Annotated in this window: 13 protein-coding genes and 1 pseudogene; 10 read left to right on the forward strand and 4 right to left on the reverse strand. The window is 34.9% G+C overall.

Going from position 1 to position 21,591, the window contains the following annotated elements; all coding sequences use genetic code 11:
- Positions 1-33: 33 nt before the first annotated feature.
- Together DN410_RS22845 and DN410_RS22850 are read left to right on the forward strand one after the other, a co-directional pair.
- Positions 34-325 (forward strand): annotated as a pseudogene (locus DN410_RS22845) (hypothetical protein); the annotation flags it as partial.
- Positions 326-818: 493 nt separating this feature from the next.
- Positions 819-2,522 (forward strand): putative bifunctional diguanylate cyclase/phosphodiesterase, encoded by a 1,704-nt coding sequence (locus DN410_RS22850; protein ID WP_149178160.1) that lies wholly within the window; start codon positions 819-821, stop codon positions 2,520-2,522.
- 30 nt (positions 2,523-2,552) lie between these two features.
- Here the strand turns inward: DN410_RS22850 and DN410_RS22855 are convergent, their stop codons facing one another.
- Complete coding sequence (locus tag DN410_RS22855) at positions 2,553-3,950, reverse strand: amino acid permease (RefSeq protein ID WP_149178161.1); 1,398 nt, start codon at positions 3,948-3,950, stop codon at positions 2,553-2,555.
- 450 nt (positions 3,951-4,400) lie between these two features.
- On the opposite strand from DN410_RS22855, the gene treR reads away from it, so the two are divergent.
- The 3 genes from treR to treC all read left to right on the forward strand — a co-directional run bounded on the left by treR (position 4,401) and on the right by treC (position 8,354).
- A complete protein-coding gene (gene treR, locus DN410_RS22860; RefSeq protein WP_149178162.1) occupies positions 4,401-5,111 on the forward strand; it encodes a trehalose operon repressor in 711 nt (236 codons plus the stop codon).
- Positions 5,112-5,251: 140 nt separating this feature from the next.
- On the forward strand, positions 5,252-6,679 hold the full coding sequence (gene treP / locus DN410_RS22865; RefSeq protein ID WP_149178163.1) for a PTS system trehalose-specific EIIBC component: 1,428 nt from the start codon (positions 5,252-5,254) through the stop codon (positions 6,677-6,679).
- Positions 6,680-6,692: 13 nt separating this feature from the next.
- On the forward strand, positions 6,693-8,354 hold the full coding sequence (gene treC, locus DN410_RS22870; RefSeq protein WP_149178164.1) for an alpha,alpha-phosphotrehalase: 1,662 nt from the start codon (positions 6,693-6,695) through the stop codon (positions 8,352-8,354).
- A gap of 32 nt (positions 8,355-8,386) precedes the next feature.
- On the opposite strand, the gene gerKC is transcribed toward treC, so the two are convergent.
- Genes gerKC through gerKA form a run of 3 tightly spaced genes read right to left on the reverse strand, consistent with a single transcriptional unit; the run spans position 8,387 to position 12,081 of the window.
- Positions 8,387-9,511: a spore germination protein GerKC gene (gerKC, locus tag DN410_RS22875; protein ID WP_149178165.1), complete on the reverse strand. Its 1,125-nt coding sequence runs from the start codon at positions 9,509-9,511 to the stop codon at positions 8,387-8,389.
- Positions 9,492-10,598 (reverse strand): GerAB/ArcD/ProY family transporter, encoded by a 1,107-nt coding sequence (locus DN410_RS22880; protein WP_149178166.1) that lies wholly within the window; start codon positions 10,596-10,598, stop codon positions 9,492-9,494. The genes gerKC and DN410_RS22880 overlap by 20 nt, the downstream gene beginning before the upstream one ends.
- Positions 10,579-12,081, reverse strand: a complete 1,503-nt coding sequence (gerKA, locus tag DN410_RS22885; protein WP_149178167.1) for a spore germination protein GerKA — start codon at positions 12,079-12,081, stop codon at positions 10,579-10,581. Before gerKA ends, DN410_RS22880 begins: the two co-directional genes overlap by 20 nt.
- A 350-nt stretch (positions 12,082-12,431) precedes the next feature.
- On the opposite strand from gerKA, the gene DN410_RS22890 reads away from it, so the two are divergent.
- The 5 genes from DN410_RS22890 (at position 12,432) to DN410_RS22910 (ending at position 21,533) form a co-directional block, all read left to right on the forward strand.
- Entirely contained in the window at positions 12,432-14,264 is a 1,833-nt protein-coding gene (locus DN410_RS22890) for a GAF domain-containing sensor histidine kinase (RefSeq protein ID WP_149178168.1), read from the forward strand.
- Position 14,265: 1 nt separating this feature from the next.
- Positions 14,266-14,907 carry a response regulator gene (locus DN410_RS22895; RefSeq protein ID WP_149178169.1) on the forward strand — a complete coding sequence of 214 codons (642 nt, stop codon included), beginning with the start codon at positions 14,266-14,268 and terminating at the stop codon, positions 14,905-14,907.
- A gap of 403 nt (positions 14,908-15,310) precedes the next feature.
- Positions 15,311-19,552, forward strand: coding sequence for a S8 family serine peptidase (locus tag DN410_RS22900; RefSeq protein WP_149178170.1), 4,242 nt, complete (start codon positions 15,311-15,313; stop codon positions 19,550-19,552).
- Between the two features lie 245 nt (positions 19,553-19,797).
- Complete coding sequence (locus DN410_RS22905; RefSeq protein ID WP_149178171.1) at positions 19,798-20,397, forward strand: TasA family protein; 600 nt, start codon at positions 19,798-19,800, stop codon at positions 20,395-20,397.
- A gap of 164 nt (positions 20,398-20,561) precedes the next feature.
- Positions 20,562-21,533, forward strand: coding sequence for a phosphotransferase enzyme family protein (locus tag DN410_RS22910; RefSeq protein ID WP_149178172.1), 972 nt, complete (start codon positions 20,562-20,564; stop codon positions 21,531-21,533).
- The last annotated feature ends 58 nt before the right edge of the window (positions 21,534-21,591 follow it).

The following is a 21,591-nucleotide window of genomic DNA, read 5'->3' on the forward strand; positions in this document are numbered from 1 at the left end:
AAGACAGATTTAGAACATAACGGTGTGTAATCTCGTAATCCACATGGAGGGCACCAATATCACGGCGAACATAATCATCAGGGGAGACACAATCTTTATTATCATCCATCATTATCACGGTGGTGGATGGGGCTGGGGAGGTGGCTCTTGGGGTGGCGGATTTTTCCCTGGAAGTTTTGCAGGAGGCGTGTTAGGCGGGCTTACAGCTGGTGCATTAACAGGTGCAACAAGTGGAGGCTATTATCCAGCACCGTACCCGGTAACATATCCAGCACCATATCCAGTTCCATACCCAAGTTATCAGCAAATACCATACCAGTATTAAACTAAAAAAGAGGTGATCCTCTTTTTTTAGTTTAATACTGTATTTATTTATAAAATACTTCCAAAATAAAGGTGAAAATATGTTAATATTTTGTTATTGTAATTCAAAAACATATATACCAATTTAGATTTTTATATTATTATTCGTGAATAGTTGTATAGTATGTTTTAACTTCTATTCGGATGTGTAAGGAATGGACGTTAAATATAAGCGAAATTAGTAAGAAACAGGTTTTGAATAGAGCGAGTTAAAGGAACGTAAGAGAATGAGTGCAGTATAATAAGGAAAGACAATTAGAGAGATGAAAAGCTACTACTTATAATTGAAACGGTATTATATTGCTTTTTATTACAAATAATATTATGTTATTTTAATCGGCCTATTTAAAACTATTGTTTATGTAAAGGTCTATTATGAGAAAATGAAATATCTCTATTTCTATGAAGAGAAACAAGTTGTGTTTTAGTCAGATAGGAAGCAAGGAGAGATGCGGATGCTAGAACAAAGAGGTCATGCATTGTATGACTCTTCATTGCGAGATTTAAAGATGGCATTAGATGAGTCTTCAATTGTTGCAATTACAGATCGAAAAGGTCTTATTACATATGTAAATGATAAGTTTTGTGAAATCTCTAAATATACAAGAGAAGAGCTAATAGGAAAAGATCATCGTATTTTAAATTCAGGATATCATCCGAAAGCATTTTTTCAAGTACTATGGAAGCGTATTTTGAATGGAAAAGTTTGGACAGGAGAAATTCGAAATCAAGCAAAAGATGGTACATATTATTGGGTTAAAACAACAATTGTTCCATTTTTAAACGAAAAAGGAGAGCCATATCAGTTTATTGCGATCCGAAATGATATTAGTAGTAGAAAAGAAGCAGAACAAAGATTGCGGTTAAGCGAAAGTCGTTATAGAGAACTTGCATACCATGATGCGTTAACAAGTTTACCAAATCGTTTACAGTTAATTACGACTGTAAATAAGATGATTGTAGAGAAAATAGAATTTGGTATGATTTACTTTGATTTAGATCGTTTTAAATTAGTGAATGATACGTTAGGTCATATGATAGGAGATTTACTTTTAAGTGAAGTCGCTTCACGATTGCATTATGTGTTAGGAGAGAAAGATGTTCTGGCTAGGCTTGGTGGAGATGAATTTGTACTGTTAACAAAAAAACATACACAAGATGAGATGAGGCAGCTAGCGACATCTGTATTGTCATGTTTTCAGGCACCATTTATGCTGGAAGGTCATGAAGTATACATTTCAGCTAGTCTAGGGCTTTGTTCATACCCACAAGATGGACAAGATGTGGAAACATTATTGAAAAATTCGGATTTAGCTATGTATAGTGCGAAAGAACAGGGGAGGAACGCGGCGTGTTTCTTTACAGATGAGTTACGTGCCAAAATAAATCGTAGAATGAAGATTGAGTTTGCCTTGCAAAAGGCAATTCGTGATGAAGAATTAGACGTGGCATTACAACCTATCATTGATTTGAAAACGAAGAAATATACTGGTGTTGAAGCCTTAGTACGCTGTACGACAGCAGAAGGTCCTATTTCACCAAGTGAATTTATCCCTGTAGCTGAAGAGTGTGGACTTATTATAAAACTAGGAGACTGGGTATTAGAAAAATCATGCCGATTGTTTAAAACATTACCAGAGTATGAAGAAGGATTAAAATTATCGGTTAATTTATCGATACAACAATTAATGCAGAAGCGTTTTATTTTGTCTGTACGTAGTATTTTAAGAAGAACAGGTTTTCCACCGAATCGTTTAATTTTAGAAATAACGGAAAGTATTGCTGTTCGCCATTTTGATTATATTATCGCTACATTACAAGAAATCAGAAGTATGGGCGTTTTAATTGCTTTAGATGATTTCGGAACTGGTTATTCTTCTTTATATTATTTAAAACAACTACCACTTGATATCGTAAAAATTGATCGTAATTTTATTCGTGAATTTCATTATGAACACGCGCAACCAGAGCGGACAATTGTAAAATCTGTTATTGAAATTGCTCATAGTTTAAATTTAGCAGTAGTTGCTGAAGGGGTAGAAACCGTAGAACAAGAAAGTTTACTACAATCCATGGGCTGTGATTACGTACAAGGATTTTATTATGCGAAACCTTTATCTGTAGGAGAGTTAAAAGAAAAGTTAATTACAGATTTTTAATAAAAAAGAGAAGCCAGAAGCTTCTCTTTTTTAATTTGTTTTTTGTGAGTTTCTCATTAGTACTGGGTAAAGAATCAGCCCTAATATAAACAATCCAATTCCTAAGAAGAACGTTTTTAAATCAGCAGTTCCCGTTTTGATAACCCAAATGGAGTATATCAATGCCAATATAGTAATGATGCCATCTTTTACTCGAGAGCCTGGCATTATATCATACGTTTCTCCTGTAATAACTAATTTTAATTGGTACAAGGTAGAAACAAGGTATGGAATTAAATATGCTAATGTTGCTACAACGATAGCGAAATTATAAGCTTCGGATACAGTACCAGAAATCGTTGAGAATAAGAAAATTTGCGTCATCACATTTGTAATAAATAATGATTTTGAAGGACTACCTTTTTTATTTGTTTTCGCGAACAACTTAGGGAAAAGTCCATTCTTTGCTGCCTGGTAAGGTACTTCTGAACTAACAACAATCCAGCCAACTGTAGATCCAAATAAAGATACAAGTGCAAGTAAAGCCATGATGTAGGCACCTTTATTGCCAATTGCTAAATTTAATGCGTCTACTAATGGTTTTTGAGATTCTTTTAAAGCATCTTGTGGAAGAGCTCCCATTGTAAGTAGAGTAATTGACATGTAAATAAGAAGGGCAATAATTAAGCCGAAAATCGTAGCCTTCTTTACATCGCGCTGAGATTTTGCACGGTTAGAAAGCATTACAGCAGACTCAATACCGATAAATGCCCAAAGTGTTGCGATAGCAGCTGAATTAATTTGCCCACCTAACGAAATAGATTGTCCAGCTTCATTCATAAATGTTTGCCCGTCTCCGAAATTAGAGGCGTTGAAAATGAATAATGTAATCACAATAAACATTGTAAATCCAATAATTTTTGCGATAGTAGCAAGAAGGTTCATATTACCAGCCTGGTCAATATTTTGAGAAAGAATATATTGAATTCCCCATAACATAAGGCTACATACGAGGAAAGTTAAAGCTTTTCCGAGTTCTAGTGAAAATCCGTTCGTTGAAAAAAGGATTTGCTTACTTTGTAAAACTGGAAAGAATGTTGATAAATATCCAGCAAAGGAAATAATAACAGATGCTGTTGCAGCCCAGTTGGCAGCCCAATATCCCCATGCCATACTATATCCTGCAACTTTACCCGCTTTTTTTGAAGGGAACATTGCTTGAGCGTAACTTTGTGGTCCTGCTTTTAATTCTGGTTTTCGGATTGCTAAATTTCCGAATACGAGTGCAATCATAAATACGCCAAGTCCTGTAATACTCCATGCAAGTGTAGAACCCATTGGACCTGATACTTGTGCTAAATTTGCTGGGAGCATAAATACGCCACCGCCAACCATATTCCCGATAACAAAAGCTGTTAAAACCCATAATCCCCATTTTTTCGTTTCCATTTTTGTTAACTCCTTTGTAGTAAGTTTTGCTTAAACATCATTTTTTACTAGCTTTTTGGCAATAAAAAAAGAGCCATGTAGATAAAAAATACCTACATGGCTCTTCGCCAAAGCGTAGGTACAACGGGAATAACCCTTGTACCTACGCGTAATTTTTCCGCTAGGTTTCAAGGGTTACGTATGATGATGATGTTTTTGTGCAAATGTAACTACAATTGTTGTATAAGTAAGCATAGTTCTTTGCTCCCTTTCTCCTCTGATTTTGAAGTTAGTATACTACATGTTTTTTTGAATGAAAAGAAAAATATAAAAATTTTTATAAAAATACGTTTTAGAGATTAAATATTTACCTGTATTTTTCCTATACTGGAAAATAAGTGAGAGATTGGCAGAAGAGTGTAGCATGGTATAATACATATAGAATTAGAAGGTGACAAGGGGCTATTGTAGATGATGAGTAAGTATGAACAAATTTATACAGAAATCAGTAATTCTATTGATAATAAACAATTAAAAGAGGGATGCAAAATCCCATCAGAAACTGAATTAATGAAGCAGTATGAGGCAAGCCGAGGTACTGTAAGAAAAGCAGTAGATTTATTGCAAGAGCGTGGATATGTGCAAAAAATTCATGGAAAAGGTGTTTTTGTTTTAAAGCGAAAAAACATTGAGTTCAACTTTGGTGGTATTGTAAGTTTCCAAGAAGAAAATGAACGTTTAGGACGCCATTGTATTACAGAAGTCGTGGAAATGGAGAAAGTAAAAGCGACAAAAGAGGTTGCAAAGTTATTAAATGTGAAAGAAAAAACAGAAATAGATCATATTAAACGCGTACGAAATATTGATGGAGAAAAAGTAATTTTGGATATCAATCATTTTGTATCGGAATATATTCCTGGATTAACGAGTGAGATTGCAACGGAATCCATTTATAAATACATTGAGAAAGAATTAGGTCTTCATATTAGTTACTCACAGAGGGTAATTGAAGTGCAACCATGTACAGAGGACGATAGAAAGTATTTAGATTTAAATGGAACAGACTATGTTGTCGTTGTGAAAAACTTTACACATTTTTATGATGGAAGTCAGTTCGAATATACAGAATCACGCCACCGCTTAGATATTTTTCATTTTTCGGATGTGGCGCGGAGAAAATAAGGAGATGGAACGAAATAACGTTTCATCTCTTTTTTTATAAAAAAATTATAAACTCGTATATACGAGTGTTGACTAACTTATATATACGAGTTAATATGTAATTGTAAACGGTATCAAAAAAAGAAAAGAGGGACCGGAATATGGGGAAAGACTATCGTAAAACAGCAGAGGAAGTATTGCAGTGTATTGGTGGGAGAGACAATATTGAACAAGCTGCGCACTGTGTAACGAGACTCCGTATCGCTTTAAAAGATGAAAGTAAAATAGATAACGATAAATTGCAGTCTGTTTCATTAGTGAAAGGAGCGTTTCATAACTCTGGGGTATTTCAAATTGTAATCGGTCCAGGAGATGTTGATCGAGTATATGCTGAATTGATAACGCTTGCAGGTATGAAGGAAGCGACAGTAGCTGACGTAAAAGATTCTGGAAACCAAAAGTTAAATCCAGCTCAAAAGTTTGTAAAAGTATTTTCAGATGTATTTATGCCGATATTACCAGCAATCGTAACAGCTGGTTTACTAATGGGAATTAACAATCTATTAGGGGCGAAGGACTTATTTTTTGAAGGTAAAAATTTATTAGATGTGTATCCAAACTTAAGTGGGCTTTGGGATTTAATTAATATGATGGCGAATACAGCATTCGTATTCTTACCAGCACTTGTCGGTTGGTCAGCAACGAAGCGTTTTGGTGGTAGTCCAATACTCGGGATTGTTATGGGATTAATGCTTGTGCATCCAGCCTTATTAAACGCATGGGACTATGGAAAAGCAGCTACTGGTTTAGATGGACAAAAGATTGAGTACTTCGATATTTTAGGATTATTTCAAATTGAAAAGGTAGGGTATCAAGGTCAAATCTTACCGGTCCTAGTAGCAGCATTTGTATTAAGTAAAGTAGAAATTTTCTTAAAGAAACATGTACCAAATGCAATTCAATTATTAGTTGTACCAATTACAACGATTGTCGTAACAGGTGTGTTAGCATTAGGGATTATTGGTCCAGTTACACGTCATATTGGAGATTTATTAACAGCTGGATTAGTAGGTGTATATGAAACAGTACCGGTAGTTGGAGCAGTATTGTTTGGAGCATTATATGCACCACTTGTAATTACAGGTATGCATCATATGTTTATTGCTATCGATTTACAATTAATTGCACAGCACGGTGGTACATTCATTTGGCCAATGATTGCCCTTTCTAACATTGCGCAAGGTAGTGCAGCACTTGCGATGTTCTGGATTTCTAAAAATCAAAATGATAAAAGTATGGCATCTACATCAGCCATTTCAGCATATTTCGGTATTACAGAGCCAGCTATGTTTGGTGTAAACTTACGAAATAAATTCCCGTTCTATGCAGCAATTATAGGATCGGCTGTGGCAGCAATATTTATTACGTTAAATGGTGTATTAGCACCTGCTATCGGAATTGGCGGATTACCCGCATTTATTTCTATCATTCCGAAATCGATTCCAATGTTTATTATCGGAATGATTATCGCAGTTGTAATCCCATTTACGTTAACGTGGTTATTTGCAAAAAGAGTCAAACAGAAGTAGGAGGAAGTTAAGTATGAAGGATTGGCATAAAAGTGTAGTCTATCAAATTTATCCGAAGAGCTTTAATAGTTATTACAATAAAGAAACCGGTGATATAAAAGGTGTTACAGAGAAACTAGATTATTTAAAAGAACTCGGAGTGGATTATATATGGTTAACACCGATATACCAATCACCACAAAATGATAATGGATATGATGTAAGTGATTACTACAGCATTGATCCATCTTACGGAACGATGGAAGAGTTTGAAGAACTTTTAGCAGAAGCGAAAGTACGCAACATTGAGATTATGCTTGATATTGTTGTAAATCATAGTTCGACTGAACATAAGTGGTTTAAAGAAGCGAAGGAAGATAAAAATAGTCCATATCGTAATTATTATATTTGGCGTGATGAAAAAAATAATTGGCAATCTAAGTTTGGTGGATCTGCTTGGAAATATGATGAGAAGACGGAGCAATATTATTTACATTTATTTGATGAAACACAAGCTGATTTAAATTGGGAAAATGAAAAACTTCGTGAAGAAATATATGATATGATGCGCTTTTGGCTTGATAAAGGGGTAACTGGATTCCGATTAGATGTTATTAATTTAATTTCAAAAGATCAACAGTTCTTAAATGATGACGGAAGTACGGTGACAAGCGATGGTCGTAAATATTATACAGATGGCCCGCGTGTTCATGAATATTTACAAGAGATGAACCAAAATGTGTTTGAAGGGAAAGAGGTAATTACAGTTGGAGAAATGTCATCTACGACAATTGATAATTGTATTAAATATTCAAACCCTGAGCGTAATGAATTGAGCATGACTTTTAGTTTCCATCATTTAAAAGTAGATTATCCGAATGGTGATAAGTGGACGAAGGCTGAGTTTGATTTTGTTAAATTAAAAGAGATTATGTCTAATTGGCAAATTGAAATGCAAAAGGGCGGGGGATGGAATGCGTTATTCTGGTGTAATCATGACCAGCCTCGTATTGTGTCACGCTTCGGTAATGATGGGAAGTACCGAAATGAATCTGCAAAAATGTTAGCGACGGCTATGCATATGCTGCAAGGAACACCTTATATTTATCAAGGTGAAGAAATCGGTATGACGAATCCTAATTTTAAGTCTATTGAACAATATCGTGATGTGGAATCGTTAAATATATATGATATAAAACAAGAAGAAGGCTTATCCAAAGAAGAGATTATAGAAATTTTAAAACAAAAATCTCGTGATAATTCCCGTACTCCGATGCAGTGGAATGAAGAGGCAAACAGCGGTTTTACAACAAGTACACCTTGGATTTCAGTTGCTGATAATTATAAAGAGATTAATGTAGAAAAAGCATTAGAAGATAATGAATCTGTATTTTATCATTACAAAAAACTAATTGAATTAAGGAAAACATATGATGTGATTACAGAAGGAGAATATGCTATTTTGGATAAAAATGATCCTAAAATTTGGGCATATACTCGTACTACAGAAAGTGAAGTACTATTTGTTATAAATAACTTCTATGGAGAAGAAATAACGTACTCTGTACCAGCGCACGTTCAATTAGATGGAATGAAACAAGAAATACTACTGTCGAATTATAAAGATGCTAGCAATGATATTACAAAACTTAACTTAAGACCATATGAATCAATTGTGTATCGATATACGAAATAAAAAGGTTGTATGCCCGCGTGGCATACAACCTTTTATTTTAAGACACCACTATACAAAATGTTTACCTCTACCTCAGGTTTAAACTTTACTTTTGCATAATCTTTATTCCAATTTTTTTTCTTCCATAAATCAGGGTGATACGCGATAAGGTGTCTACCAATTCCGAAAGCATCACAATTTGCCTTTTGTAGTTTATTTGTTATTTTTTTCGCTTCTTTTGTAAGTTGTTTCGATAATTCTTTATTTAGCTTTTTTCTTTCATCCATTTTATAAAGGTTATCTCTCGGAGCTTCAAGCGCTATAACTTTTAGTTGGAGCTTAATGTGAGCATAAACATTTCCTTTTTTATCTGTTGTTATTTTTAAGTCTCGTTTTAACTTTCGATTGCTAATTTCCATTGTTAAATAATCAGATGTTTTCTCTGATTCATCGCTAGTAAGCTTCTGGGTTATACGGGCACTTGTTCCCATTTTTCCGGTTAATAATACGAATAAAACAGATTGTTTCAAAGGTAAATGCCCAGTTAATTTATCATTGTTAAATAAAGCTAGACCGTTTGTAATTACTTCTTTTCCTTTTATTTTTATAGAAGGGAGGGTAAAGTCTTTACCGGGATCTAACATTTTTGTAGCAGCTGTTTCTAAAGTTTCTTTTGGAAATACACTCATATCTTCTAAGCTTTTCACTTTTTTCTTTAGAAAATCTCCAATTAGTAAATTTCCTACTTTCTTTTTTTCTAGTATCTCCGATGTTTCACCATCTACTGCAATAAGCTTTACTAAAGCAGTTGGATTTGTTGGGTCCCGAAAGCTGACATCTAAATAGGGTAGTATCCCTTTTTTTAGAATTTTGGTTCCTAGTAATTGAACACCATATTTAAAATAGCGAATATTCCCAGTAACATTTTTTTTTAGGGCATCGCTTGTATCCCTTATGTTATGCCCCGTTGCTGAATGTATTTCATTTTCGAATGAAGATTGCTCTCCGCTTGAACTTTTTACGAGCTCGATTGTTTGCTGGAGTTGATTCTCTTCCGTAATATCAGATCCAATACTATAAGCTAACCTTGCCTCCCTTAATGGTTCTTGATCCCAGCATCCAGAAAGGAGGGAACTAGTACATAATACAAAAAGTAATTTAACTCTTTTTTTGAACATACTGTTCTCCTTTCTTATTTCGTATCACAGAATAAAGTAGAAATAAAAGAGGGAGGACAACTATGAAAATATAGGTGAACTTATCAGTGAAAGTTGAGATTACTTTTAATTCTTCAGGTGTATCTATAAATAAGGCTACACTAAAAGCAATAATACCAATGATTGGAACAGCTTTTTTATGATTAGCAAGATTGAATATATGTCCCACTCCGATTGAAGCAGCGCAATAATAACTAGCGATAGAAGCTACAACAGTTATCATCCAAATTGGTATAAATAGTAAATCAGTTCGGTCTATAATTCCGATATGTAAGGAGCGTAATAAGTAAGCAACTGGTTCTGGAATAAGCTCAATTTGTTTTGGACTAAATACGATAAAACAAATCCAAACAGTAAAAGTATAAAAAAGTGTTACAAATCCATTAGCGATAGAAATGGCCTTCAGTTTTGCGACAGAACTGCCATTTACTTTTGGAAAAGCGATAAGAATGATTTCAAAACCATACATGGCTGTAATTGTTTCCTTGGATGCTTGAATTATATTCCACCAGCCGGCTTCTGTAATGGGAAAAATATAAGAGAAATCAGCTCGGGAAAGCCCTAGGGCAATTAAAAGGGCCATTGGAATAATGAGGATAGAGGCCATGACATAAAATCGTACGATGACTTTAAAAGTGTTATAAGCTACATAACAACAAGCTATTGTAAATAGCATGAGAATGGCAGACCAAGGAGTAGCTTGTAATATCCATACTTTAATGACATTACAAGCATTCAACATAACCGTCATACCAATAAGCGTAAAATAAAAAACATAAGCAAAACCTAATAGTTTTCCAAACTTATTACCAAATAGCATACAAACGCTTTCATACATATCTGCATCAGGAAATCGCTTTAAGAAAAGCCACATAAGTAAAATAATAAGTTGAATTGCAAGCCCAGCGACGAGAGCGGAAATCCATCCACCTCCTTTTGCTATTGGGTGAAGACGGTTAGGTAGGGAAAGTATACCAACCCCGATTTGGCATTGAATAACGAAAAAGGTAAATTGAACAAGCGAAATTTTACTTTGCGTGTTTGTCACCGTTCTCATCCTCTCTCGTTACATGTTGTCGTTGCATTTTTTTCGGTTTTGGATCATGTGGTCGTTCCCAAAATGACCAAATTGGTAGTCTTACAAAAGAATCTTTCATATCTTTTATCCGCATCGGGGCAACAGGAGAAAGATATGGTGTATGAAATGAATGTAATTGACATAAATGAACGAAAGTTATAATTAGACCGAATGAGATGCCTACATATCCAAATATGGCAGCAAGGAGCATTAATGGAAAACGAAGAATTCGAACTGCTGAACTCATGTCGTTTGATGGAACGAGAAAAGATGAGATTGCAGTTAAAGCTACAACGATGATCATCGTATAAGAAACAAGTCCAGCTTTTACAATTGCATCACCAATTACTAAACCGCCTACAATACCAATTGTTTGTCCAACTCGGCTCGGCAAGCGAATACCAGCTTCTCGTAATAACTCGAAAATTAGCTCCATTAAGAGAGCTTCAAAAATAGGAGGAAGTGGTACTTTCTCTAATGAAGCTTTAATTGTATACACAAGCTCGAGCGGCAATACATCAGGATGAAAGGCTACGGTTGCGATATATATAGCTGGTAAGAGAAAAGCAATCAAGAAACTCACTAAGCGAATCATTCGGACGAAAGAACCGACAATCCAGCGGTTATTATAATCATCTGGTGATTGATAGAAAGCAAATAACGTAACAGGAACGATAAGCGCTGTTGGATCTCCATCAGATAAAATAGCAACTCGTCCTTCCATTAAATTTGCTGCGACTCTATCTGGACGCTCTGTATTTAATTGCTGCGGAAATGGTGAGAAAGACGTATCCTCTATAAATTCTTGTATATATCCTGGAGGTATAAGTGCATCTGTCTTAATCGTTTCTAACCTTCTTTTTACTTCTGTAACTAAATCGTCATTCGCTATGTTTTGCATATAAGCAATTGCCACTTTCGTGTGCATTTCTTCACCAAGCGTGAAATATTTAACGACGACATGTGGACTTTTTATGAGTTTACGAATGGAAGCTAAATTGGTTGCTAAGTCTTCTACAAAACCAGTATGCGGTCCACGGACAATGCCTTCATTATCAGGTTCTGTTATATCTCTCTTTAAGGATAGAGCTGTTTCGAAAATACAAAAACTGTCGACGTGTTCATGAAAATATAAGGATTTACCTTGTAATAGAAGCTGCACACCATAATTTAAATTTGTTTCTTTTTTCATATTTAACGTAGAAAAGGCTTTATCTAAAGACAAATCAGACCGCGTTAATAATGGTTCAAGAGCTAATTGATGAATTAAATTTGGGTCTGCTAAAGATTCGATATATAAGATTGTTCCTTTTCCGTTTTGAAAAGGGATATCTAATTTTTTTATATCATCAGAATGGGAAAGCTTATTTTCAATGTAATTAGTATTTTCCGGAAGTGATGGAAACATATGCTTTTTGTTATTATCTTGTTGTGAGCTCTTCTGTTCGGCCATACATTCCATCTCCTTTACCTTGAAATTATTTCTGTTAATTTTTGCTTTTTATGAGAAAATTATGCTTGAATTTTTTAGAAAAGTAGGGGGATGGAAAGAACGTATATATTTGCGATATTAATATAGATCTTTTGTACTATAAGAGGGTAAACCTAGTGGTATGCATAATTACATCATTCGATGAATAGGAAATTTAAGAAAAGCGATTTATAATACTAGTATTGTGTCTTGCCTTTTTAGGTACAGTACACAGCCGGTGATTGGCTAGTGGAGGTTTTCCATTTTGCCAGTGCCGGTTTTTTATTGGATAATAGAGAAAATGAAGTTTTATAAAGAAAGAAGGGGTTGTTTTGAAGGAGGTAAATTCTATCTTTATGAGAGAAAAGATTGCTAGTTTTTATCTTTATTTTATTTCTTTTCTTGGTTTGGTTACTATAACTATATCTTTACTTGAAATTAAAATCCCTTCTCATTCAACAATACTAATATTGTTGTTAATATTTATGGGGATTGCAGAGTATTTTCCTGTAAGGTTTTGGAGAGGAACTAGTTCGCTTACCTTTCCAATCATTTACGCTATGGGTTGGCAGTTTGGAATCCATATAACTATTGTTGCTATTGTACTCGTTACGCTAATTATTCACCTGCATCGTCGTTCACCGATACAAAGAATGTTATTTAATAGTACTCAGCATGCACTTAGTTTAATCTTGGCCGAATGGTTTTCAAACAAATGTACGTCCTTATTAATTAATAAGATAGTTATGTCAGCTCTGTATGAAAATTTAATATCTTTGTTATTATTTTGCGTGTTTTTTTGTTTTTTCAACAACCGCTTTTACGATTTGTTAATGATACTCCTTCCGCAGCCATATTCAATCTATCAGTGGTATAAAAAAACTGTAACGGTATTTCTTTGCGAAACTTTTGGTTTCTCTTATGCGGCACTGATGCACGTATTAATTAGTACATATAGTGTGGGAGTAAACGAGATTACAGTACTGTTTTTCTTTTTTCCACTTGTAGCAACGTCAGTTATTAGTTCTTTTTCTGTACGGATAAGGATGGAAAAGGAACGATTATATGAGTTATTTCTTATTACGACCGAAATTAGTCGAGGATTAACCGGAGGAAACTTGAAACATATTAAACAAGCACTTAAAGGTTTTTTTGGCATACAAGCATATGTAATATGGACAAAAGATGATGGTAACTGGAATATTCTGTTAAAAGATGGGAAAGTCCGCTCTGATGTGTCTGATGATTCGGAAAAGTTCAGGGCATTTGAAGGACTTTCTAAAAATCTTGTATTTAATGATTGGAAAATTGGTACGGCTCCTGGAGATGAAATATTTGATAGTGTTATACGCTCACTTGTATATTTTCCTCTTATTGTAAATGATGAACTAGTCGGAATGTTTGTTGCAGGGAAAAGTAGAAATGCGGGTTTCTTTCCGGAAGATGTACAGTCGTTAGCTACATTTTCTAACCAATTAGCTAACGTAGTTAAAACAAGGATATTGATTTCTGAACAGGAAAAAAGAATGATCTTAGAAGAAAGAAATAGAATCGCCCGTGAAATTCACGATGGTATTGCACAAACATTAGCCGGGGTGATATACCAACTAGAATCCGCGCAGAAAAAGTACCGTGATAAACCAATAGATATGCAGCAAGTAGTAGAGAAAAGCATAAAAGATTTAAGAGGAAGCCTAGGAGAAGTTCGCTATTCTATTTATGCTTTAAAACCATATCCGACACAACAATTAGGACTTAAACAGGCGATAGCAAGTAAAATAAAATCTTTAAAACAAGAATATGAACTAGACATTACATATCATGAAAGAGGTCATGCACGTCCGCTTAGTTTTTTAAAAGAAAGAGTTATATTTGATACATTACAAGAGAGTTTGCAAAACATTGTAAAACATGCACAAGCAAAAAAGGCAGATGTTTTACTCAGTTATCAAAGTGAGCACGTGCTTTTAAGGGTTAAGGATAATGGAGTTGGCTTTTCACTATTTGAGTCTATGGTTAAAACAAAGAATGAGCCACATTATGGTATATTACATATGAATGAACAAGCTGACCAATTAGGGGCTACTTTACAGATTGATAGTTCTGTAGGGAGAGGGACAGAAATTACACTGTTAATTCCAGATTCACAAACAAGGGGTGCGTAAAATGATTAAAATATTAGTAGTAGATGATCATGCTTTTTTACGGGATGCAATTCGGAGCATACTAGAGGATGAATCTGATATGAAAGTGGTTGGAGAAGCCAGCTCTGGGGATGAAGTATTGGGAAAAGTAGAAGAATGCGGACCAGATTGTATTTTGATGGATATTAACCTTCCAGGGAAAAATGGAATTGAAGCAACAGAGTTAGTGAAAAAAAAATATCCGAATTGCCGAGTACTTGTGTTTACAATGTATGAGCACGATGAGTATTTAATGGACGCACTTCAGGCTGGGGCTGATGGTTATTTATTGAAGGATTCATCATCAGAGCAGGTAGTAGCAGCAATTCGAATGTTATATCGAGGCGATTCAGTTATTCATCCGCGTATGACTAAAAAATTAATTACATATCATCAGCAAAAAATGAAAGTAGAATCAAATGAAAATGAACTGACGGAACGTGAAAAGGAAATTCTCTTTGAATTAGTAAAAGGATTTAGTAATAAAGAAATTGCTGAGGTTTTATATATTAGTGATAAAACAGTTAAAATTCACATCAATAAAATTTTTAAAAAGTTAAATGTGAAAAGTCGATCGCAAGCAGTTATTTATGCAGTTCGAAATCAATTGGTTCCGTTAGATTAAATAAGAGATCTTTCAAAGAACTATCGTGTTGCTTTATTCTGTATCACAAAGAATAAAGGACAAGATAGTTCTTTTGTACTATTTAGGCATAGAATCCTTAGAGAAAAGATACTCCTTTTGATTAATTTTCAGAATAATCTAAATGTGGAATAATAAAAATAGAATTATATTTTAATCCTATTAATAATTCATTTTGTGAAAATCTTTTGTTGAAAATAAATGATGGGGGGCTTCTATAGAAAGAGTAAAGTGAGTGATTAGCTATATGAGGTATGGGGATTGTAGTAGTGTTGGAAATCTTTCATGATACAAAAAATTAAGATTGATAGAGTTTCCAATGCTAAGTGGGAATTTAAGAATCAATTTGTTTCAAAAAATAATATTAATAATGAGGAGATGCAATATGAAACGAGGGAAATTTGGAAAGATTCTTATTGGAACGTTAACAGTTGGAATGTTATTGTCACAAGGAATTCCATATAACGTATTAGCGGAAGAGGTAAATACATCTACTTTAACTGGAATTGATGATGCAAATGCTATCTTGAAAGGTCTTACCAAGGAACAACGTAATGCCTTAAAAACGTTAGATGCTAAACCAGGTTTTGTTATTTCGCCAGGTATCAATACAGCAAGTCCTAATAATGTGAATGTGATTATAGAATTTAAGCAAGCACCTAGCAAAATTGAGGTATTAAAACAAGCGGCTAAAGGGAAAAAGGTAGCTCTTTCAAATGCGGAACAAAAGGTAGAGGCATCACATAAAGGATTTAAAGCAGAGCTTGAACAGCTTCAAAAGAATAAAGAGAAAGGAACAAATTTAAAATCTGCAAAAATAACAAGAGAATATAAGAATGCTTTTAATGGGGTAGCAATTTCTTTACCTGCGAATATGATTGAAGACCTAGTTCGTACCGGTATCGTTAAGCGCGTATGGGAAGATCATGAGGTTAAAATTGATTTGCCGAAAGAAACAGCTAAGACTGCTGTTGAACCAAAAATGGCAGATAGTGTACCACAAATTGGTGTGGACAAGCTGCATGATGAAAAAATAACAGGTAAAGGAATTAAGGTAGGTGTACTGGACACAGGTATTGATTACAACCACCCGGATTTGAAAGATGCATATAAGGGATATCGTGCAAAGCAAGGTGAAGATCCAAGCAAAATAGATCCGAACTCAATAAAAGGATGGGACTTTGTGAATAATGATGCCGATCCAATGGAGACAACGTATAAGGATTGGCAAAATTCTGGAGGATACCCTGAGATTTATGATGGAAGTGCATATTATACATCCCATGGTACGCATGTAGCTGGGACAATTGCTGCAGACAAACAGAATAGTGTGGATTATGCAGTGAAGGGCGTTGCTCCAGATGTAGATTTATATTCATATCGCGTATTAGGTCCGTATGGAAGTGGACAAACAAGCGGTATTCTTGCTGCGATTGATAAAGCAGTGAAAGATGATATGAATGTTATTAACTTATCACTAGGAGCATCTATTAATGATCCTTTATATCCTACTTCTATCGCAGTGAACAATGCAATGTTAGCAGGTGTTGTTACGATAGTAGCAGCAGGTAATAGTGGTCCGGGAGAAGGTACCATTGGATCACCTAGTGCAGCGGCACTTCCAATTACAGTTGGAGCAAGTGACGCTGCAATGACTATCCCAACGTTTTCCGCCGATGCAGGTGATGTACATGTAGATAAGATGATGCTACTTGGAAAAAGCTTTACTGATAAGATTGAAGATTTGAAAGGGCAATCCTTATCGGTTGTATATGCAGGGCTTGGGAAAACAGATGATTTTACAGGGAAAGATGTGAAAGGGAAGTTAGCTCTTATCCAACGCGGTGAGATTACATTTGATGAAAAAATTAAAAATGCTAAGGAAGCAGGCGCAAAGGCGGTAATCGTATACAACAATGTAGATGGTGAAATTACAAGTTATCTTGGGGAAAGTACTTCATCCATTCCATCGTTCCGCTTAACAAAAGTAGATGGTGAGAAATTACAAGCAAAAGCTGTGCAAGGAGATGTGTCGTTAGCATTTGGAGAACTTAGTAATATAAAAACAGAGGGAGATCACTTAGCTGATTTCAGCTCCCGTGGTCCTGCAACTAAGACAGATGATATTAAGCCGGATATTGTAGCACCAGGTGTGTCTATTTTCTCAACTGTTCCTGAATATATTAATGATCCAAAAGATGGAGAAAATTATCCGGTAGCGTATGGACGTATGTCAGGTACATCTATGGCAACTCCTCATACTGCAGGGGTAGCGGCACTCATTTTACAAGAACATCCAAACTATAGTCCATTTGAAGTAAAAGAAGCACTTATGAATACCGCAGTTGACTTAAAAGAAGAGCGTTCTGTATTTGAGGTGGGCTCTGGACGAATTGATGCATATCGTGCAGTTCATGCAGATACATCTATCGAGGTTGTCGATAAAACATCAAATGTTGTAGATGATGAAGAAGTAGAAATTGAAGAAAAAACAGGTTCTATTGCGTTTGGGTATAAAAATCAAATTGAAAATGGTCCTATTAAAGATAGTCGAAAAGTCTTAATTAAGAACAGTAGTAAAACTGATGGGAAAGAGTTTAAATTAGAAGTAGAGTTTTCACCTACAAGTGTAGGTGTGCAAGATGCAGCGAAGAATGGTGTGAAGCTAAATGTACCAGATTCTATTAAAGTAGCTCCTAGTACATCAGAGGAAATTAGCCCTGAAATTATCATTCCAGAAAACGCTGAATTTGGTAGATATGAGGGCTATATTCATATTTCAAATAAAAACAATGAAAAAGAAGTATATCAAGTACCATTTGCAGTTAAATTCACAGAAAAAGGGATTGCGTCTGTAGATTTACTGAGAGATGCAATGGCAACAGATGCATCTAAATTCCATCCGTTTATGGAGAGACCAAGTTCGCCTTTGACATTTAAACTAAATAGTCCTCTTGAAACTATTGATGCAGTTGTGAAGGACCGAAAGACAGGGAAGGCATTAGGAGTCGTTGGTACACTTGATGCAAGTAGTCTAACACCGAATCTTGAATATATGATGTTTTCTGGTATGGGAGGGTATGTACTTCCATTCACAGGAGATCCAGCTCATCCAATTGCGGATAAGCCTGTTATGTTGCCTGATGGAGATTACGAATTGAACTTCGTTGGATATGATAAAGAAGGAAAATCTTATACAAAAGGCGATAGCATTATCATTGATAATGTAATACCTGAAATGAAATTTAAAGATGTACAACCTGGTATACACGAAGTCAATGATTCCATGTTTAAAGAAGAAGACGGCCAACATGCATTATGGGTGCATGGTAATATTTATGATTCTACAGTAGACGCATTAAAGGCAAAAGGCTTGCAGTATGATCAAAAAGCGAATCAAATTGTATATTATCAAAACTCAGCCTTCCCATCAGGTTGGCTGAATACAATTCAAGCAAATGGTGATTTTAAATTTGGAGTACTTCCAGAGGAAATAAATGAGCCGTTAAATTTAAGATTATTTGGATATGACCTTGCCACTGCAGGGAATATGGCAACTGGATATAAAGATTACGTCTTTGTAAAGGAAGGGACAGAATACGCTGTTCCAAGTTATGACAAAGATAAAATCAAATTAGGAGAGAAAATTACGTTAACTTTGAATCTTAATAATGTAAAACAGCTTATGTCAGGTACATTTGAAATTCCTTATTACAAGCAGCTATTTAAATTTACAGATGTGAAACCAAATCCAGCACTTACGGAATATGTAAAACAACATGGACTGAACCTTAAATTAGAAGATCCGAAGATAAGTGAAGATGGAGGTTGGGAAAACAAGGTGAAAGTTGGCGCATCATTGGAAGGAAAAGAATTTAAAGGATTAGATGGAGATACACCATTTTTAGATGTTACATTCGAGATGACGAACGATGAATACTTTAATGATTTAACTGCATTTGGAGTAGATAAGTTCTCTTATACAAAAGCTGGTGCATCAGGAGGCATTGAGATTCCTGCGTTTAAAGATAAATCTTTTGCTATTGTTTCGAAACATTCAACAGTTACAGGATATATTGGACCGGAAGCTTTCTTGAATGAAGAGGGGTATTTAGGTAAGAAAGACTATACAAAACTAGGAGCAAAAGTGTACGCAGTTGGCAAGGATGGAAAGAAATATACAGGAACGATTGGTGATAACGGGCAATTTGAAATTCATAGTGTCCCAGTAAGCGATAAAGAATATGATATTTTCGTAGAAATGCCAGGTCATTTAAATAGTAAATTAACAACAAAAATAGGGAAACTGCAGGATGGAGAATTAGTGGGACAAAACTTTAGAGCTGACATGGATGATAACCTTGCAGGTGATGTAAACGGCGATAAAATGGTAGATATTCAAGATGCTAGAATAGCAGCTTTATCGTATGGAAAAGGAAAAGTATCTGTAAAAGATGGAGATATAAATCAAGATGGTATTGTAGATGAAACGGATGTTCGTTTAATTGAGAAAAACTTCTTGAAAAAGGGCCCAGATGCTAAAGAAAATCAGAAACCGAAAGAAAATGTAGGGCCAGTGACATTAGATAAAATCTTACGCTCTATTGGCTTAGAACCAAAAAAATAAGTGGGCAAACTTCTAGAGTAAATAATGCAATAAGACAATGAATATAAAATGAAATGAGATTGGCTAACAAATAACCGGTAACATTACCGGTTATTTTAAAAGTAATAGTTGTTTGAGTACATGAAGTAATTAGTTTAAAGGTAGTTCGCTTTCGTTATGGGACAAGGGAGTTGGTTAATTATTATTGTTTGTGGGATGGAAATTAGGTTTGTAGTTTGAACTCTAAACATAGGAGGACTTGTAAAATGAGTATGAAGAAAAAACTTGGTATGGGTGTTATAACTGCAGCGCTTGGTTTATCTTTAATTGGCGGGGGAACATATGCGTATTTTAGTGATAAGGAAGTATCACAAAACAAGTTTGCAGCGGGTACTTTAGATTTGAGTGTTGATCCTAAAGTTGTTATTAATGTCGATAATATGAAACCAGGTGATGAAATGGAGCGTGGTTTTCAATTAGTGAACAAAGGAACCTTAGCAATAGGAGATGTGAAACTCCTGACAGATTACAGTGTAATCGATGCGAAAGGGGATAATGGGAATGCTGATTTTGGTGATCATATCCGTGTTGATTTCTTGTGGAATTTGGATAAAAATGAAGTTCCAATTTGGTCTACTACATTATCTGAATTAAAGGTAGCTACGCAAAACGGAAGTATTCCTGATCTTGTACAAAAAGGTGTTGTAGACCGAGAAGGAAATGGACTTGCTCCTGGTGATGATGATACGTTTTATGTAATGTTCACATTTGTAGATAACGATGAAGAGCAAAATGTATTTCAAGGAGATTCATTAAAATTAAATTGGACTTTCAATTCAATGCAGACAAAAGGTGAAGAGAAATAAAAATAAATGTTATATATGAGAATCAATTGATGAAGAATTGATAAATAGAACTTTTAATAGTGTAAAGGTTGATTTAGTGAATCAACCTTTTTTGTTTTTAGATTATTCATAGCAGTACTTCTCACATTTATGTCGAATTAAGAAGATATATAGGAGGGATACATATGGAAATAGCTGTAGAACGTGTTTTTACGAAAGAGATTTTAAAAAGAGCAGCGAGTTTGTTTCATGTAACAGTGGAAGACAAGCCGCTTGGAGATTTTGAAAATTATATTTTTAAGGCGAAGGGCGATCGTGGTGAAGATTACGTATTACGTTTAACCCACTCTTCTCATCGTTCTAAAAAAGAAGTTGAAGCTGAACTAGATTTTTTACGATATGTCGCGGAGAATGGGGCAAAGGTAGCTGGACCTCTTTATTCAACGTCTCAAAATCTTGTAGAAGAAATAGTAGCAGAGGATGGAACTTTCTTTTTTGCTTCCTTATTTACATACGCGAAAGGTGAGCAAGTAAAAGGAGAAGAATCGCCTTATTGGGGCGAGCCTCTCTTTGAAGCTTGGGGGAAAACGATTGGACAACTGCATCGTCTAACAATGAACTATCCTAAAACGGATTATCGTGATACGTGGGAAGAAGATGAGAGTGGGATTGTTAATGAATTAGAAGATGATCAAGTGAAAAAAATTGCTGCGGTATTAATGGATGAAATAAAGGCTCTTCCAATTGAAAGAGGAACGTTCGGCCTTATGCACGGTGATATTCATCCGGGTAATTTTCATTATGATGGAAAAGAGCTAACGATCTTTGATTTTGATGATACGGCTTATAATTACTTTATACACGATTTAGCGATGGTTCTCTATTACTCTGTTCTATTTACACCGTGGACAGCGGAAGAGAAGACAGAATTTGCTCGTAACCAGCTACAAGTGTTACGGAAAGGCTATGAGTATGAGCACAGACTGGCGGATAGTTGGTATGAATCATTACCACTATTTTTACGTTTGCGTGACATAGGTCTATACGGCACGCTCCAAAAGAAATTTAAAGGGAAAGATATGCCAGATAAATTCAGGGAATTATCTGAAGAATTATATGAAAGAATTGTAAGCAAAGAAGCAATTGTGAATATATAATACATTTTGTTCAAAATAAAGCATACAAAATAAATGTATGCTTTGTTTTTTTATACAA

Source organism: Bacillus sp. SH5-2 (assembly GCF_008368905.1).
GTDB lineage: Bacteria > Bacillota > Bacilli > Bacillales > Bacillaceae_G > Bacillus_A > Bacillus_A luti.